This is a genomic window from Actinomadura miaoliensis, assembly GCF_039536785.1.
GTDB lineage: Bacteria > Actinomycetota > Actinomycetes > Streptosporangiales > Streptosporangiaceae > Spirillospora > Spirillospora miaoliensis.
Genome location: NZ_BAAAZG010000055.1, coordinates 15,288 through 31,708 on the forward strand (window position 1 = coordinate 15,288; position 16,421 = coordinate 31,708).

The 16,421-nt window shown below is 73.1% G+C and carries 13 protein-coding genes and 1 pseudogene; 9 read left to right on the forward strand and 5 right to left on the reverse strand.

Annotated elements, in window-relative coordinates:
* Positions 1–14: 14 nt before the first annotated feature.
* Positions 15–1,307 carry an ABC transporter substrate-binding protein gene (locus ABD811_RS34410; RefSeq protein WP_344956125.1) on the reverse strand — a complete coding sequence of 431 codons (1,293 nt, stop codon included), beginning with the start codon at positions 1,305–1,307 and terminating at the stop codon, positions 15–17.
* A gap of 338 nt (positions 1,308–1,645) precedes the next feature.
* Between ABD811_RS34410 and ABD811_RS34415 the strand changes: the two genes are divergently transcribed.
* The 3 genes from ABD811_RS34415 to ABD811_RS34425 are packed head-to-tail and all read left to right on the forward strand — an operon-like array spanning position 1,646 to position 8,131.
* On the forward strand, positions 1,646–3,787 hold the full coding sequence (locus tag ABD811_RS34415) for an alpha-amylase family glycosyl hydrolase (protein ID WP_344956127.1): 2,142 nt from the start codon (positions 1,646–1,648) through the stop codon (positions 3,785–3,787).
* A gap of 6 nt (positions 3,788–3,793) precedes the next feature.
* Positions 3,794–6,487: a pullulanase-type alpha-1,6-glucosidase gene (gene pulA / locus ABD811_RS34420; protein WP_344956129.1), complete on the forward strand. Its 2,694-nt coding sequence runs from the start codon at positions 3,794–3,796 to the stop codon at positions 6,485–6,487.
* A 51-nt stretch (positions 6,488–6,538) separates the two neighbouring features.
* Positions 6,539–8,131, forward strand: coding sequence for an alpha-amylase (locus ABD811_RS34425; RefSeq protein WP_344956131.1), 1,593 nt, complete (start codon positions 6,539–6,541; stop codon positions 8,129–8,131).
* Between the two features lie 2 nt (positions 8,132–8,133).
* Here ABD811_RS34425 and ABD811_RS34430 read toward each other — a convergent pair whose 3' ends face one another.
* On the reverse strand, positions 8,134–8,565 hold the full coding sequence (locus tag ABD811_RS34430) for a hypothetical protein (RefSeq protein WP_344956133.1): 432 nt from the start codon (positions 8,563–8,565) through the stop codon (positions 8,134–8,136).
* A 101-nt stretch (positions 8,566–8,666) separates the two neighbouring features.
* Between ABD811_RS34430 and ABD811_RS34435 the strand changes: the two genes are divergently transcribed.
* Both ABD811_RS34435 and ABD811_RS34440 read left to right on the forward strand, forming a co-directional pair.
* Positions 8,667–9,353, forward strand: coding sequence for a nucleotidyltransferase domain-containing protein (locus ABD811_RS34435; protein ID WP_344956135.1), 687 nt, complete (start codon positions 8,667–8,669; stop codon positions 9,351–9,353).
* Between the two features lie 223 nt (positions 9,354–9,576).
* Positions 9,577–10,284 (forward strand): hypothetical protein, encoded by a 708-nt coding sequence (locus tag ABD811_RS34440; protein ID WP_344956136.1) that lies wholly within the window; start codon positions 9,577–9,579, stop codon positions 10,282–10,284.
* 156 nt (positions 10,285–10,440) lie between these two features.
* Here the strand turns inward: ABD811_RS34440 and ABD811_RS34445 are convergent, their stop codons facing one another.
* Positions 10,441–10,617 carry a hypothetical protein gene (locus tag ABD811_RS34445; protein WP_344956138.1) on the reverse strand — a complete coding sequence of 59 codons (177 nt, stop codon included), beginning with the start codon at positions 10,615–10,617 and terminating at the stop codon, positions 10,441–10,443.
* 163 nt (positions 10,618–10,780) lie between these two features.
* Positions 10,781–11,047 (reverse strand): annotated as a pseudogene (locus tag ABD811_RS44070) (alcohol dehydrogenase catalytic domain-containing protein); the annotation flags it as partial.
* Between the two features lie 181 nt (positions 11,048–11,228).
* Here ABD811_RS44070 and ABD811_RS34450 point away from each other — a divergent pair.
* Entirely contained in the window at positions 11,229–11,576 is a 348-nt protein-coding gene (locus ABD811_RS34450; protein ID WP_344956140.1) for a hypothetical protein, read from the forward strand.
* Between the two features lie 104 nt (positions 11,577–11,680).
* On the opposite strand, the gene ABD811_RS34455 is transcribed toward ABD811_RS34450, so the two are convergent.
* Positions 11,681–12,814 (reverse strand): ROK family transcriptional regulator, encoded by a 1,134-nt coding sequence (locus ABD811_RS34455; RefSeq protein WP_344956142.1) that lies wholly within the window; start codon positions 12,812–12,814, stop codon positions 11,681–11,683.
* 147 nt (positions 12,815–12,961) lie between these two features.
* On the opposite strand from ABD811_RS34455, the gene edd reads away from it, so the two are divergent.
* Genes edd through eda form a run of 3 tightly spaced genes read left to right on the forward strand, consistent with a single transcriptional unit; the run spans position 12,962 to position 16,418 of the window.
* Positions 12,962–14,791, forward strand: a complete 1,830-nt coding sequence (gene edd, locus ABD811_RS34460; RefSeq protein ID WP_344956144.1) for a phosphogluconate dehydratase — start codon at positions 12,962–12,964, stop codon at positions 14,789–14,791.
* Positions 14,788–15,798: a glucokinase gene (gene glk / locus ABD811_RS34465; RefSeq protein ID WP_344956146.1), complete on the forward strand. Its 1,011-nt coding sequence runs from the start codon at positions 14,788–14,790 to the stop codon at positions 15,796–15,798. The genes edd and glk overlap by 4 nt, the downstream gene beginning before the upstream one ends.
* Positions 15,795–16,418 (forward strand): bifunctional 4-hydroxy-2-oxoglutarate aldolase/2-dehydro-3-deoxy-phosphogluconate aldolase, encoded by a 624-nt coding sequence (gene eda / locus ABD811_RS34470; protein ID WP_344956148.1) that lies wholly within the window; start codon positions 15,795–15,797, stop codon positions 16,416–16,418. The genes glk and eda overlap by 4 nt, the downstream gene beginning before the upstream one ends.
* Positions 16,419–16,421: the final 3 nt, after the last annotated feature.

The following is a 16,421-nucleotide window of genomic DNA, read 5'->3' on the forward strand; positions in this document are numbered from 1 at the left end:
GTCCGGCGCGGCGGCTACGACGTGGCGAGCTGGGCGAGCCTGGTCTGCAGGTCGGCCAGGGCCTTGTCGCTGGTCGCCCTGCCGCCGAGCGCGTCGTACACCGCGCCCTGGATCGCGGCGGTGACGTCCCCGTACCGGACCGCCGCCGGACGCGGCTTGGCCGTCTCGATCGCGGTCTTCAGCGTCGGCAGGAACGGGAACTTCTTGACCATCTCGGGGTCGTCGTAGAGCGCGGCGACCGTCGGGGCCTTGCCGGTGGCCAGGGAGTCGGCCTTCTGCTGCTTCGCGTCGGCCATGTACCGGATGAAGTCGAGCGCGGTGGCCTTGTTCTTGGCGAACGCCGAGATCGCGTAGTTGTGGCCGCCCAGGTTGGCCGTGCCGGGCCCGTTCTGTCCGGGGATGGGGGCGACGGCGAACTTCCCGGCGACCTTGGACGACCCGTCGTCGGCGTTGGCCAGCTCGTACTGGTACGGCCACTGGCGGTGGAACAGCAGCTTGCCCGCCTGGAAGTGACGGCGGCCGCCCTCGCCGTCCAGGGTGAGGGCGGCGCGCGGCATGCGCCCGTCCTTCATGGCGCCGACCAGGAACTCCACCCCCGCCCTGGCCTGGGGGGAGGTGACGGCCGGCTTGCCGGAGGCGTCGACGATCGTGCCGCCGGCGCTGGCCACGGCCTCGGCGGTGGACACGGTCAGCCCCTCGGTCTTGCCGACCTCGGTGAGGAAGCAGTCGACGTTCCTGCCCTCCGGCAGCGCCCTGACCTTGTCGCACGCCGCCCACATCTCGGCCCACGTCTTCGGCGGCCCGGCCACGCCCGCCTTCTTCAGCAGGTCGGTGCGGTAGTACAGCAGCCCGGCGTCGGAGTTCAGCGGCATCGCGTACAGGCGGCCGCGGTACTGCCCGGTGGGCACCGTGGCGGGGAGCAGCGCCTTGAGGTCGAGCTTGTCCTCGGGCAGCTCGACCAGCCAGCGGTTGGCGGCGAACTCGGCGGTCCACACGACGTCCAGGTTGAGCACGGTGTACGCGTCGGACCTGGTGGTGGCGTTCTGGATCATCTGCTGCCGCTGGTCGTTGGGCTCGTCGGGCAGCTCGATGACGCGGACCTTCTCCTGCGGGTGCGCGGCGTTCCACGCGTCGATCATCTTCTGCATGTTGCCGGAGCGGTCCTTGCCGGTCGCGATCGTGATGGGGCCGCGCCCGGTGAGCCCGCCCCCGGCGTTCCCGCCGCCGTTCCCGTCGCCGTCGCCGCCGCACGCGGCCAGGGTCAGCGCGACTCCGGCGAGCATGCCGATCAGGGGTGTGCGCCGCATGGGACCTCCTCGGTCAGGGGCCGCACGGGCGGCCCGCCGTGCTGCCGTCCCGTCCGCCGGCGGGGCGCCGGGACGTGGGTCGGTCGCTGCCGGACGCTAGCAACGACTTGCATAACGGTAAAGAGCTTGCAGAAATTTTCTGCAAGGAGGTGCCCTATTCGGTGGTGGATCGGATGCGGGGTCGCCTCTGCGCTCTGATGTCGCGTCCCCATCCGGGCGGGCGTTCGTGGCCGGTGGCCGCTTGCTGCAACTTCTTGCGGGACTCTTGCAAGGAACCGCCGGGCTTTGTAACTTCCCGGCAACCACCCCGACACGCTTCACCCGCCTGGGAGGCCCGCGTGGTCCGCTCTCCCCGACGTCGTTCCGCCGTCCGGCGGGGCACGGCCGCGGTCACCGCCGCCGTCGTCGCGTCCTCGCTCGTCCCCGCCCTCGCCCCGGCCGCCGTCGCGGCGCCCGGCGCGCCCGCCGACCGGCTGCTCGCCCGCACCTCGGTACGGCCCGCGCTCAGCCGCGAACGCTTCTACTTCGCCATGACCGACCGGTTCGCCAACGGCGACCGCCGCAACGACACCGGCGGGCTGTCCGGCGACCGCCTCGCCACCGGCTACGACCCCACCGACATCGGCTTCTACCACGGCGGCGACCTCACCGGCCTGATCTCCAGGCTCGACTACGTCAAGGGCCTCGGCACCACCGCCGTCTGGATCACCCCCGCGTTCCAGAACCGGCCCGTGCAGGGGGAGGGCGCGAACGCCTCGGCGGGCTACCACGGCTACTGGATCACCGACTTCACCCGCATCGACCCGCACCTGGGCACCAACGCCGACATGAAGCGGCTGGTGCGGGAGGCGCACAAGCGCGGGATGAAGGTCTTCTTCGACATCATCACCAACCACACCGCCGACGGCATCGACTACGCCGAGAAGCAGTACGCCTACCGCGCCAAGGCCGAGCACCCCTACCGCGACGCCGCCGGACGCCCCTTCGACGACCGCGACTACGCCCGCGGCGACCGGCCCTTCCCCGAGATCGGGCCCGGCTCGTTCCCGTACACGCCGGTGCCGATCAAGGGCGTCACCAAGAACCCGTCCTGGCTCAACGACGTGCGCATGTACCACAACCGCGGCGACTCGACCTGGGAGGGCGAGAGCAACGAGTACGGCGACTTCGTCGGCCTGGACGACCTGTGGACCGAGCGTCCCGAGGTCGTCCGCGGCATGATCGACATCTACCGGACGTGGGTGCGCGATGCCGGGATCGACGGCTTCCGCATCGACACCGCCAAGCACGTCAACATGGAGTTCTGGCAGCGCTTCGCGCCCGAGGTGCGCGCCCACGCCCGCCGCGCCGGCACCAAGGACTTCTTCATGTTCGGCGAGGCCTACAGCGACGACCCGTCGTTCATCTCCCGCTACTCCACCACCGGCCGCATGGACGCGGTGCTGGACTTCCCCTTCCAGTCCGCCGCCCGCGCCTACGCCTCGCAGGGCGCCGGGGCCGAGGTCCTCGGCCGCCTCTACCGCGCCGACGACGTCTACACCGACGCCGACTCCAACGCCTACTCGCTGCCGACCTTCCTCGGCAACCACGACATGGGCCGCATCGGGTACTTCCTCAAGCAGGACAACCCGGGCGCGTCGGACGCCGAGCTGCTGCGGCGGGACCTCCTCGCGCACGAGCTGATGTACCTGACGCGCGGCCAGCCGGTCGTCTACTACGGCGACGAGCAGGGCTTCACCGGCCAGGGCGGCGACCGCGCCGCCCGCGCCCCGATGTTCGCCGCCAGGGCCGGCCAGTACCTGACCGACGACCTGATCGGCACCGACGCCACCCACGCCCGGGACAACTTCGTCACCGGCCACCCGCTCTACCGGGGCATCCGGACGCTCGCCGACCTCACCGCCCGGCACCCGGCGCTGCGCGACGGCGCCCAGATCGAACGGCTCGCGCAGGGCGGCGTGTACGCCTTCTCCCGCATCGACGCCCGCGACCAGGTCGAATACGTCGTCGCGCTGAACAACGGCGCCGCGCCGCAGCGGGTCGCCGTCCCGACGTACTCGGCGGGCATGGCGTTCACCCCCCTCTACCCGGCACCCGGCGCCCGGGTGAGCAGCGGCGCCGACAAGCGGCTGACCGTCACCGTCCCGGCCCGCTCGGCCGTCGTCTACCGGGCCGCCGGCCGCCTGGCCGCGCCCGCCGCCCGCCCCTCGATCTCCCTGCGGCTCCCCGGAACGCTCGGCGGCCGCGCGGAGATCGCCGCGACCGTCCCCGGTGACGGCTTCGACCAGGTGACCTTCGCCGCCAAGGTCGGCAAGGGGCCGTGGCGGGTGCTGGGCACCGACGACGCCCGGCCCTTCCGCGTCTTCCACGACCTCACCGGCGTCCCCGCCGGAACACCCGTCGCCTACAAGGCCGTCGTCCGCGACTCCGCCGGCCGCACCGCCTCCGCCCAGACCCGCGCCACCGTCGCCGGGCGGTGATGCGCCGTGCGAATCGGGCAGAGGTTCCGGCGAACGGCGCGGTGGGTCGTGGCCGCGCTGATGCTGGCAGGGGGAGTGGTGGCCGTGCCCGGACCGGTCGCCGCGGACGTCGATCTGTCGCGTGCGCGGGCCCACTGGATCGATCGCGGCACGCTGGCGTGGCAGCCGGGGGACGGGCACCGGCACGAGCTGGTGTACTCGCCGTCCGGTGATCTCCGGGTCGAGGACGGCGAGCTGGCCGGCGACCGTCATGTCGTTCCGCTCAAGCCCGTCCCGGGCGGGCTGACCGAGGCGCAACGGGCCAAATGGCCGCACCTGGCGTCGTACGAGGCGTTCCGCGTGGCCGTCCGCGACATCGGCGCGGTGCTGCGCGGGCAGGTCGTGGCGGTCGAACGCGACGGCGACGGCCGGCTGCTGAACGCCACCGGCGTCCAGATCCCGGGCGTGCTCGACGACGTGTACGGGCGGGCGGCGTCCCGCGCCGGGCTCGGGCCGGTGTGGCGGGACGGCGTGCCGACGCTGTCGGTGTGGGCGCCGACCGCGCGGCACGTCGCGCTCGACCTCGGCGGCCGGACGGTCGCGATGCGCCGCGACGACGCCACCGGCGTGTGGTCGGTGACCGGGACGCCCTCGTGGAAGGGGCGCCGGTACGCCTTCCGGGTGACGGTGTTCGCGCCGTCCGCCGGACGCGTCGTCACCAACGTGGTCACCGACCCCTACAGCCTCGGCCTGACCGCCGACTCCCAACGCAGCCTGCTGATCGACCTGGACGACCCGTCGCTCGCCCCCGCCGGATGGGACGCGCTGCGCAAGCCCGCGCCGCCGCGCCGCCCGTCCGTCTACGAGCTGCACGTCCGCGACTTCTCCGCCTCCGACCGCACCGTCCCCGAGCGGCTGCGCGGCACCTACGGCGCGTTCACGGTGCGGGACTCGGCGGGCATGCGGGCGCTGCGCGGCCTGGCCGGCGACGGGGTGTCCCACGTCCACCTTCTGCCGGTGTTCGACTTCGCCACCGTCCCGGAACGCCGCGCCGACCAGCGCGCCCCGGCCTGCGACCTGGCGGCGCTGCCCGCCGACTCCGACGGGCAGCAGAAATGCGTGGCGGCCGTCCGCGACTCCGACGCGTTCAACTGGGGCTACGACCCGATGCACTACACGGCCCCCGAGGGCTCCTACGCCTCCGACCCCGACGGCCCCGCCCGGACCAGAGAGTTCCGCGAGATGGTCGCCGGGCTCAACCGCTCCGGCCTGCGCGTGGTGATGGACGTCGTCTACAACCACACCTTCGCGTCCGGGCAGGACCCCCGATCCGTCCTCGACCGGATCGTCCCCGGCTACTACCACCGGCTGCTGGAGGACGGCACCGTCGCCACCTCCACGTGCTGCGCCGGCACCGCGCCCGAGCACACGATGATGGACAAGCTCGTCGTCGACTCGGTCGTCACCTGGGCCCGGCAGTACAAGGTCGACGGGTTCCGGTTCGACCTGATGGGCCACCACCCCAAGGCGGGCATGCTGCGCGTCCGGCAGGCGCTCGACCGCCTCACCCCCGAACGCGACGGCGTGGACGGCCGCTCGATCATCCTGTACGGGGAGGGCTGGGACTTCGGCGAGGTCGCCGGCGGCGCCCGCTTCGAGCAGGCCACGCAGGCCAACCTGGCGGGCACCGGCATCGGCACGTTCAACGACCGGCTCCGCGACGCCGTGCGCGGCGGCGGCCCGTTCGACCCCGACCCGCGCGTGCAGGGCTTCGGGTCCGGCCTGTGGACGGCGCCCAACGGCGCACCGGCCAACGGCACGGACGCCGAGCAGCGCGCCCGCCTGCTGCGCTCCGCCGACCAGATCAAGGTCGGGCTCACCGGCAACCTGCGCGACTACCGGTTCACCGCCTCCGACGGGCGCACGGTCACCGGCGCGCAGGTCGACTACAACGGCGCGCCCACCGGCTACACGGCCGCCCCGCACGAGGCCGTCACCTACGTGGACGCGCACGACAACGAGACGCTGTACGACGCGCTCGCCTACAAGCTGCCGCCGTCCACGCCGATGGCCGACCGCGTGCGCATGCACGTGGTGTCGTTGTCGACGGCGCTGCTGAGCCAGGGCGTCCCGTTCGTGCACGCCGGGACGGAACGGCTGCGCTCCAAGTCCCTCGACCGCAACTCCTACGACTCCGGCGACTGGTTCAACCGCCTCCTGTGGGACTGCCGCGACGGCAACGGCTTCGGCGCCGGGCTGCCCCCGGCCGCCGACAACCGGGACAAGTGGCCGTACGCCCGCCCGCTCCTCGCCGACCCGGCCCTGCGGCCGTCGTGCGCCGACATCGACGCCGCCCGCACCCGAACCGGCGAGCTGCTGCGCGTCAAGGAGTCCTCGCCGCTGTTCTCCCTGCCCACGGCCGCGGACGTGCAGCGGCGGCTGTCCTTCCCGCTCAGCGGCCCCGGCGAGACGCCCGGCGTCATCACCATGCGGCTGGACGGCCGCGGCCTCGACCCGCGCTGGAAGTCGATCACCGTCGTCTTCAACGCCACCCCCGAGCCCCGGGCGCAGACCGTGCCCCCGCTCAAGGACGCCGCCGTCACCCTGCACCCCGTCCAGGCCGCGTCCGCCGACCCCGTCGTCCGCCGGTCCTCCTTCGACCCCGACACCGGCACCCTGCACGTCCCCGCCCGCACCACAGCCGTCTTCGTCGAATCCTGACCAGAGCCTCATCGGGGGGACCCCGCCCCATCCACTCCCAGGAGGCACGTGATGCGACCACCCCGCTCGACCCTGCTCGCCGCACTCACCCTGACCACGGCGTTCGTCCCCGCCCTGACCGCCCCCTCGCCCGCCGCCGCGGCACCGCCCGGCGACAGGAAGGTCATCGTCCAGCTCTTCCAGTGGAAGTGGAGCGACGTGGCCGAGGAATGCGAGAACGTCCTCGGCCCCAAGGGCTTCGGCGCCGTGCAGATCTCACCGCCGCAGGAGCACGTCGTCCTGCCGAACGCCGGGCAGGGCGGCTACCCGTGGTGGCAGGACTACCAGCCGGTCAGCTACCCCAAGGGCGACTTCGCCAAGCTCACCACCCGCCGCGGCGACGTCAACGCGTTCCGCGACATGATCGCCCGCTGCCACGCCAGCGGCGTCAAGGTGTACGCGGACGCCGTCATCAACCACACCACCGGCTCCTCCAGCGGCACCGGCAGCGCCGGAAGTCGCTTCACCGGCAAGTACACCTACCCCGGCACGTTCTCCGACGCCGACTTCCACACCTGCCGCCGCGACATCGGCGACTACCAGGACCGCTGGGAGGTGCAGAACTGCGAACTGGCGAGCCTGGCCGACCTGAAGACCGAGGACGCCGGATACGTCCGCCCCACCCTCGGCGGATACCTCAAGGACCTGGCCTCCCTCGGCGTGGACGGCTTCCGCATCGACGCGGCCAAGCACATCCCGGCCGCCGACATCGCCGCCGTCCTCGGCGAGATGCGCAGGCAGATCGCCGCCGACCCCGCCTTCCCCGGCACCGGCACCCGCGACCCGTACGTCTACCAGGAGGTCCTCTACGGCGCCGGCGAGCCGATCAGGCCGTCGGAGTACCGGGCCAACGGCGACCTCAAGGAGGTCCAGGCCATGAACTTCCTCTCGGCGAAGTTCTGGACGACCACCGACCCGAGCAACCGGCTGCACCAGCTGCACGCCTTCCCCGTCAACTGGGGCGACGGCATGGAGCCGAGCGACAAGGCGATCGTCATGGTCGACAACCACGACAGCCAGCGCGACGCCCTGTCCGGCCGCCGCATCCTCACCTACAAGAACGGCGCCGCGTACCGGCTGGCCAACGTGTTCATGCTCGGCTGGGACTACGGCACGCCCCTGGTGATGTCCAGCTTCGGGTTCACCCAGCGCGACACCAGCCCGCCCACCGACGGAGGCGGCACCACCAAGGACGTCACCTGCGACGGCACCGAATGGATCTGCGAGCACCGCCTCCCGGAGATGGCCGACATGGTCGGCTTCCGCAACGCGGTGGGGAACACCCCGGTCAACAAGGCGGACAACGCGCCCGAGCAGGACTGGTACACCGACTACACCGAGGGCGGCCCCGGCAACAAGATCGCTTTCAGCCGCGGCGACCGCGGCTACGTCGTCATCAACCGCGACGAGTCCACCGACTGGAACCGCACCTACCGCACCCGCCTGGCCCCCGGCCGGTACTGCAACGTCATCGGCGGCGGCTACGACCCCGTGTCGAAGACCTGCGCCCCCTCGCACGTCGTCACGGTCGCGTCCGACGGCACCTTCACCGCCAACGTCCCCAGGATGACCGCCCTGGCCATCCACGTGAATGCCAAGCTCTGAGGTCAGCACCGCTTGAGGGCCGCGTCCATGACGCGGTCCTCACCGCGGTCGATGCTCAGCCACTGGCCGGGAGCGGGCAGCTTCACCCCGTGGCGTTCCAGGCATGTCTGGAACGCGCTCCCCTTCACCACCGGAATCCGGACGGCCTCTCCCGGCGTGAGCAGCGACGCGCACGCCTCGATGGCCGTGCGCATCCGCTCCTCGTCGCCGCTCTTGTGCTCGTCCTCGGGCAGCCGGATGCCCCGCCGCTGCAGGCACCCCCTGAAGGTGCTCGCCTCCGGTGCCTCGGGGGCGGCCGTCGCCCCTACGGGCGAGGAGGCCACCGGAGGCGACGCGACGCGGGACGAAGCGACGGGAGGGGAGTCCGACTCGCCGCTGCATCCCGCGAGGACCCCCACGGCGAGCACGAGACCCGCCCAGGTACCGAAGCGCATGCCGTCACCCGACCACGCCGCCGCGCCCCCAGGGAAGCCCGTGACCGGCGTAGGCCGATATCGGTTTGGCATCGCCTCCCGCCATCGACCAGGCTCGTCCTGTGGACGATCTCGGTGTGCGGCTGGTGCGCGATCACACGATCCTCTCGGTGGTCGTGGGGTCGCGTGCGTACGGTCTGGCGGTCGACGGCAGCGACGTGGACCGGCGCGGGGTGTTCGTGGCGCCGACTCCGCTGTTCTGGCGTTTCGAAAAACCGCCCACGCACGTCGACGGCCCCTTGCCCGAGCAGTTCTCCTGGGAGGTCGAGCGGTTCTGCGGCCTGGCGCTGGACGCCAACCCGACCGTCCTGGAGTGCCTGTGGTCGCCGCTGGTGGAACGGATCACCCCCGTCGGCGAGGAGCTGCTCGCCCTGCGGGCCGCGTTCCTCTCCCTGCGGGCGCACCGCACGTTCCTGCGCTACGCCGAGAGCCAGTTCCGCAAGCTGGAGGGCGACCTGCGCAACCGAGGCGAGCCGCAGTGGAAGCACGTGATGCACATGCTCCGCCTGATGATCAGCGGGCGGCATCTCGTCCGGCACGGCGAGCCGCTCGTCGACGTCGGCGACCACCGCGAGCTGCTGCTCGCCGTCCGCCGCGGCGAGGTGCCGTGGGACGACATCACCGTTCGCCGGGCCGAACTGACCGCCGACATGGACAAGGCCCTGGCCACCAGCCCGCTCCCCGCCGAGCCCGACCGCGCCCGCGTGGAGGAGTTCCTGATCTCCGTACGGCGCAGAGGACTGGAATGAACCTCCCCGAAGGCATGGCCGAGCGCATGGCTGAGGGCCACCCGTACCCGCGCGCGTTCGTGCCGCCTCACGCGCTGAACCTTCGTGGTCGGTTGTGATCGAAAGTCGGCGAACTGATCGACCGTGGCGCTCGTCATACGCTGCGTGACAGGGGCCGGGCGGCCGTGCGGCCGCGGCCCGGTGGTGAGAAGGACAAGACAATAGAGGGGAGTCACGGGCGGCGATGGCTTGGGGACCTCAGGAGCATCAGGACGGCCTGACGGCGGGCGGGAACCTGTTCCGGCATCTGATGTCCGGGGGCGAGCTCAATCCTCTGCACGCGGGGGGAGTCGTCCTGCGGCGGGGCGAACGCGCCTACGCCGATCTGCCGCTGGAGTACTCCAGGTTCTACGGCACGGCCGTCCAGCACCAGTCGGTGGTGGCGATCGGCTCGCCGGCGCTCATGCTGGGGACGATGGCGGGCAACGTCATCGCCCGCAAACGTGCCGAGTCGGCCGCGGCCCCGCAGTGGCGCGAGCACCAGATCGCCCGCACCGTCCTCACCGACCAGCGGATCATGATCGCGGTGCGGACCGGGTGGCTGATGTTCTGGCACGGGGGACTGGTGGAGTTCGTCCCCACCCCCGACACGTTCACCATGGTGCTGAGCTACGCGGACACCGAACCGGTCATGCTGCGCGGCCCTGGGGTGCCGTGGGTGGCGGTGTCCATGGCGAGCCTGCTCTATGACGCCGAGCAGATGTCGCGCATTCCCGGATTCGCGAGCATGGCCGCCTGGTATCGCAGCCAGACCGAACGGGAATACCAGCTGAACCGGCAGCGCGAACTGGAGGCCTCGGCCGCTTCGGCGCACGATCAGGCGTCCCCAGCGCAGCAGGGCCTTCCCGTCATCCAGGCGAAGGTCCAGGAGGCGTCGGACGAGTCGTCCTGAGGGGCGCGGCCCTGAACGGCGCGCCGAGCGCCGTGGGGCGAGAGAATCCCTCACCCCACAACGACCGGCGTGATCGAGCCGGGCACGTCGCACTCCGCAGGGGAATGGATGCGGGCCCCTTTCCAGGGGCCCGCCGCCTGATCGGCTGCGATCTCGTCATACGCGGGTGGGCGCCCGGGCCTCGGCGAGGCGAATGCCGGTCCCGGCGGTCGGACGCCGGAGGACGGGGTCTGCGGCGGGGTCGATCAGGTACGCGGAGATCGCGTAGACGGGCCTGTGCTCGGTGTCGACCCGCGGCTCGGCGAGGGCGATTGCGGAGTCGCCGAAGACCACGGCCGTCCGGGGACGAGGCGTCCTCGCCTGCGTACCACTCGATGGCGTGTCCGGTTCCACGCGTGCAGCCTCCGGGTCCGGCCGCCACCGGGGCGTCGTGCCTCGTGGTCCAGTGGGGGCGGGTCAGTCGGGTGGTGTGACGGTTGTACCCGAACACCCGCTCGCCCACGGCGAACGACGTGACGCCGTCGCCGGCCGCCTCCACCACTCCCGCGAACTCGGTTCCGAGGATCGTGCGGCGTGGCCGGGTGAGGCCGGTGGCCATCCGCACGAAGAAGGGCTTGGCCGCCCGGTAGGCGCAGTCCGTCCGGTTCACCGTCGTCGCATGCACCCTGACCAGAACGTCCCTGTCCCCGGCCGAGGGTTCGTCCACTTCGGCGATCCGTACCACGTCGGGCGGGCCGTACCTGGTATGAACCGCTGCCTTCATGGACGAGCCCTAATGCTCCGGCCGGTCACACCATGGAAATCCTTGGACGGGAATTTCTGGATGTTGGTGCTGATCTTCATTGAAGGGAAGTTTGTAGTCTTTTGATGGTGTTTGTCCGCATGTGTTTTGTTTCGGGTGGAAGGTTAATCCTCGTTCAGGCCATCCGAAGGGGGTGCGGACCATGTTCGGGAAGCGACGACTGATGGTGTTCACGCCGGTGCTCTTCGCCGCTCTGGCCATCGGGCCCGCGGGGGTGTCCCAGCAATCGTCGGCCGCCGCCGCGTGCGCGAAATCGGCGTCGATCGGCGGCGCCGCGACGGCGACGGCGGTCCACGCCCAGCGTTGTCGCGGGCGTGAATTCAGGCGCTATCAGCGGGGATATCGCAACGGGTTCCGGCAGGGTTACCGGGACGGCCACAGGGACTGCCGCATGCGGCACAAGCGCTATTTCAGGCACACCCGCGACTGCTACACGCGCGGCTGGACCAACGGGTACGACGACGGATTCCGGCGGGGCTGCCGCCGGTAACGATTCGCGGGGAACACGGGGGACATGCCGCCGCGTCTCCCTCTTCGCGCAGGTGCCGTCGCGGGTGCCGGGATGAGGGGGCCGGCGGGGGTCTTCCGGCCCGGTCAGGACGGGGCGGTGGTGAGGGCGGCGTCGACGGTCTCGGGGGCGAGGAGGTGGTCGAGGGTCATGACGGCGCAGCCGATGAGGCCCGCGGTGTCGCCCAGGCGGCTGGGCTCGATGCGCAGCCGGCCCGTGGCCAGGGCCGTGGCGCGCCGGTAGACGACCTCGCGGACGCCCGCGATGAGCGGCTCGTAGGCGCCCGTGAGGTCGCCGCCGAGGACGACCACGGCCGGGTTGAGCAGGTTCACCGCGGTGGCGATCACCTCGCCGAGCCGGCGGCCCGCGTCGCGGACCAGGCCGACGACGGCGGGGTCGCCCGCGCGGGCGCGTTCGGACAGCTCGGCCAGGTCGCGGGCGCCGGAGCGGGCCAGCAGGGCCGCGCCGCCCGCGATGGCCTCCAGGCAGCCCAGGTTGCCGCAGCGGCAGGGGGACTCCTCGGCGCCCGGGACGGGCACGTGCCCGATCTCACCGGCCGCGCCGAGCGCGCCGCGCTGGATCCGGCCGCCCATGATCAGCCCGCCGCCGATGCCGGTGGAGACCTTGACGAACAGCAGGTCGGCCAGGTCGGCGAAGCGGGTGCGGTGCTCGCCGAGGGCGGCGGCGTTGACGTCGTTGTCGAGCAGGACGGGCACGTCGAACCGTTCGGCGACCAGCGGGCCGACCTCGACGCCGTCCCACGCCTCGGGGGTCAGGCCGACCGGGTCGGGGACGGCCAGGCCCGCGCCGCGCACCGTCGCGGGGGACTGGCCCGCCTTGCCCAGCAGCTCGCTCCAGCGGTCCAGCAGGCGGGGCAGCACCGCGCCGGGGGACAGGTCGGCGGGCAGGTCCACGTCGGCCTGCACGATGAGCGCGCCGGCCAGGTCGCACACGGCCGCCTGGCCCCGGGACCGGCCGAGGTTGGCGACCAGCACGGCCCCGCCGGCGGCGTTGAACTCCAGCCGCGCCGGAGGGCGCCCCCCGGTGGACGCGCCGTCGGCCCGCTCGACCAGCAGCCCGTGCGCGATCAGCTCGTTGACCCGCGCCGCCACGGCGGGACGGGACAGGCCGGTGAGCCGTCCCAGTTCGGCGCGGGTGGACACGCCCTCCTCCCGGACGAGCCGGAGCACCTCGCCGCTGGTGGACGGGCTTCTGCGCATTCCGTCAGTGAAGCACGGGTGTCTTGCGGATGTCCACATGGCACAACCAGGGAACTTTTGTCATCGAAAATGCCTAAGTCCGTTGTCTCGGTTTTCCTTACCGCGATAGGTTGTGAAGCGATCGTCCCCCCGGTTCTGGAGCGTTCTATGAGCACCACGCCGCATCCCGTCGTGGCGCGCGTCACCTGGCGTGTCGCCGAACGCAGCGCCGGACGCCGCGCCGCGTACCTGCGCCGCGTCGCCGAGGCCAAGGCCGCCGGCCCGGCCCGTACCGCGCTCGGCTGCGCGAACCTGGCGCACGGGTTCGCCGCCTGCGGCCCGCTGGACAAGCTGCGGCTGCGCGGCGACGTCACCCCCAACATCGCGATCGTGTCCGCCTACAACGACATGCTGTCGGCGCACCAGCCGCTCAAGGACTACCCCGACCGGATCAAGGCCGCGGTCGCGGCGGCGGGCGGCACCGCCCAGTTCGCCGGGGGCGTGCCCGCCATGTGCGACGGCATCACCCAGGGCCGCGCCGGGATGGAGCTGTCGCTGTTCAGCCGCGACGTGGTCGCCATGGCCACCGCCGTCGCGCTGTCGCACGACATGTTCGACGGGGCGCTGCTGCTCGGCGTCTGCGACAAGATCGTCCCCGGGCTGGTCATCGGGGCGCTGTCGTTCGGGCACCTGCCGGTGATCCTGGTCCCGGCCGGGCCGATGCCGTCGGGGCTGCCCAACGCCGAGAAGGCCAAGGTGCGCAAGCGGTACGCGGCGGGCGAGATCGGCCGCGACGAGCTGCTGGAGGCCGAGGCCGGGTCCTACCACGCGCCCGGCACCTGCACGTTCTACGGCACCGCCAACTCCAACCAGCTGCTCATGGAGGCGATGGGCCTGCACCTGCCGGGCGCCAGCTTCGTCCCGCCCGGCACCGACCTGCGCGACGCCCTCACCGACGCCGCCGCCCGCCGCGTCCTGGAACTGACGGCGCTGAACGGCGACGACGCCTACACCCCGATCGGGGAGATGCTGGACGAGCGCGCGTTCGTCAACGGCGTCGTGGCGCTGCTGGCCACCGGCGGGTCCACCAACCACACGCTGCACCTGGTGGCGATGGCCGCGGCCGCCGGGATCGAGCTGACCTGGGACGACTTCGACGAGCTGTCGGCCGTCACGCCGCTGCTCACCCGCCTGTACCCCAACGGCACCGCCGACGTGAACCACTTCCACGCCGCGGGCGGCACCGCCTTCCTCATCGGCGAGCTGCTGGACGCCGGGCTCCTGCACGAGGACGCCCGCACCGTCGGCGGCGGCACCCTGGCCGCCTACCGCGAGGCGCCGAAGCTGACCCCCGACGGCCTGACCTGGGAGCCCGCCCCGGAGACCTCCGGCGACACCGGCGTCCTGCGCCCGGTGGACGAGCCGTTCGACCAGCAGGGCGGGCTGCGCACCGTCCGCGGCAACCTGGGCCGCGCCGTCATCAAGGTGTCGGCGGTCCGGCCGGAGCACCGCGCGATCGAGGCGCCCGCGCGGGTGTTCGGCTCGCAGGAGGAGCTGCAGCGCGCGTTCGCCGCCGGGGAGCTGGACCGCGACGTCGTCGTGGTCGTCCGCCACCAGGGTCCGCGCGCCAACGGCATGCCCGAGCTGCACCGTCTCACCCCGCCGCTGTCGGTGCTGCAGGACCGCGGCCACCGCGTCGCGCTCGTCACCGACGGCCGGATGTCGGGGGCGTCCGGGACGGTGCCCGCCGCGATCCACCTGTCCCCGGAGGCCGCGGCGGACGGCCCGCTGGCCCGGCTGCGCGACGGCGACGTCGTCCGCCTCGACGCCGACAAGGGCCTGCTGGAAGCGCTGGTGCCCGACGAGGAGCTCGCCGCGCGGGAGCCGCACGGGGGCGCCCCCGCCCAGGGCGAGTGGTCGGGCACCGGCCGCGAGCTGTTCGACGCCTTCCGCCTGGCCGTCGGCCCGGCCGAGCGCGGCGCCGGGGTGGTCGTGTGACCGCGGAGGCCGCCGGCCCGTGGCTGGTCGGCGACGTCGGCGGCACCAACGCCCGGTTCGCGCTGGTCGAGACACCGGACGCCGCGCCGACCCGGGTGCGCGTCCTGCCCACCCGCGACTTCACCGGCCTGGGCGAGGCCGCGGCCGCGTACCTGGCCGACGAGACCGTCCGGCCCGCCGCCGCGTGCCTGGCGGTGGCCGGCCCCGTCGGCGGCGGCCGCTACCACCTCACCAACGCCGACTGGAGGCCGGGCGAGGTCGCGGACGTCCGCGAACGCCTCGGCCTGCCCGTGGTCGAGGTCGTCAACGACTTCGCCGCGCTGGCGGCGTCGCTGCCCTCGCTCGGCCCGGACGACATGCGCCCCGTCGGCGGCGACACGGCGCCCGCGCCGGACGGCACCGCCCCGCTGGCGGTGCTCGGCCCCGGCACGGGCATGGGCGTGGCCGGGCTCGTCCCCGTGCCGGGCGGCCAGTGGATCCCCACGCCGGGGGAGGGCGGGCACGTCGACGCGCCCGCCGCCACCGACGAGGAGATCGAGGTGGCGCGGCTGCTGCGGGACGAATGCGGCGTCGCCAGCGCCGAGCTGCTGCTGTCGGGCGACGGCCTGGCACGCCTGCACCGGCTGCTGGGCGCCGTGCGCGGCACGCCCGCCGAACCGCTGACCGCCGCGCAGATCGTCGCCGGGCTCGACGACCCGCTGTGCGCGGACGCGGTGGCCGTGTTCTGCGCGCTGCTCGGGTCGTTCGCCGGGAACGTGGCGCTCACGCTGGGCGCGCGCGGCGGCGTCTACCTGGGCGGCGGCATCCTGCCCCGGATCACGGACGCGCTGGAGGCCAGCGACTTCCGCGCCCGCTTCGAGGCCAAGCCGCCGGTCGAGGGCTACCTGCGCGCGATCCCGACCGCGCTGGTCGTCCACCCCTACCCGGCCCTGCTCGGCGCCGCCGCCCACCTGGCCCGGACGCACCCGGTCCAGGGCGCGGCCGCCCCTACCCTGGAGACCGTATGAGAACCGAGGAACTGTTCGACCTGGCCCCCGTCGTGCCGGTGGTGGTGCTGGACGATCCCGACGCCGCCGTCCCGCTGGCGCGGGCGCTGGTCGCGGGCGGGCTGCCGGTCATCGAGGTGACGCTGCGCACCGCCGCCGCGCTCGCCGCGATCGAGCGGATCGCCGCCGAGGTGCCGGACGCCGTCGTCGGCGCGGGCACCATCGTGCGGCCCGAGGACGCCGTGCGCGCCGCCGAGGCGGGGGCGCGCTTCCTGGTCAGCCCCGGCTGCACCGACCGGCTGCGCGAGGCGATGGCCGCGACCGGGCTGGCGGTGCTGCCCGGCGTGTCCAGCGCCTCGGAGGCGATGGCGCTGCTGGAGCACGGCATCACCGCGATGAAGTTCTTCCCGGCCGAGGCCGCGGGCGGCGCCGCCTACCTCAAGGCGCTCGGCGGGCCGTTGCCGCAGGTGCGGTTCTGCCCGACGGGCGGCGTCACCACCGACAACGCGTCCCGTTACCTGGCGCTGCCCAACGTCGGCTGCGTCGGCGGCACGTGGCTCACCCCGGCCGACGCCGTCCGCGCGGGCGACTGGGACCGCATCGAGGAGCTCGCCGCCAAGGCGGCCGCCCTGCGTCCCTGACCG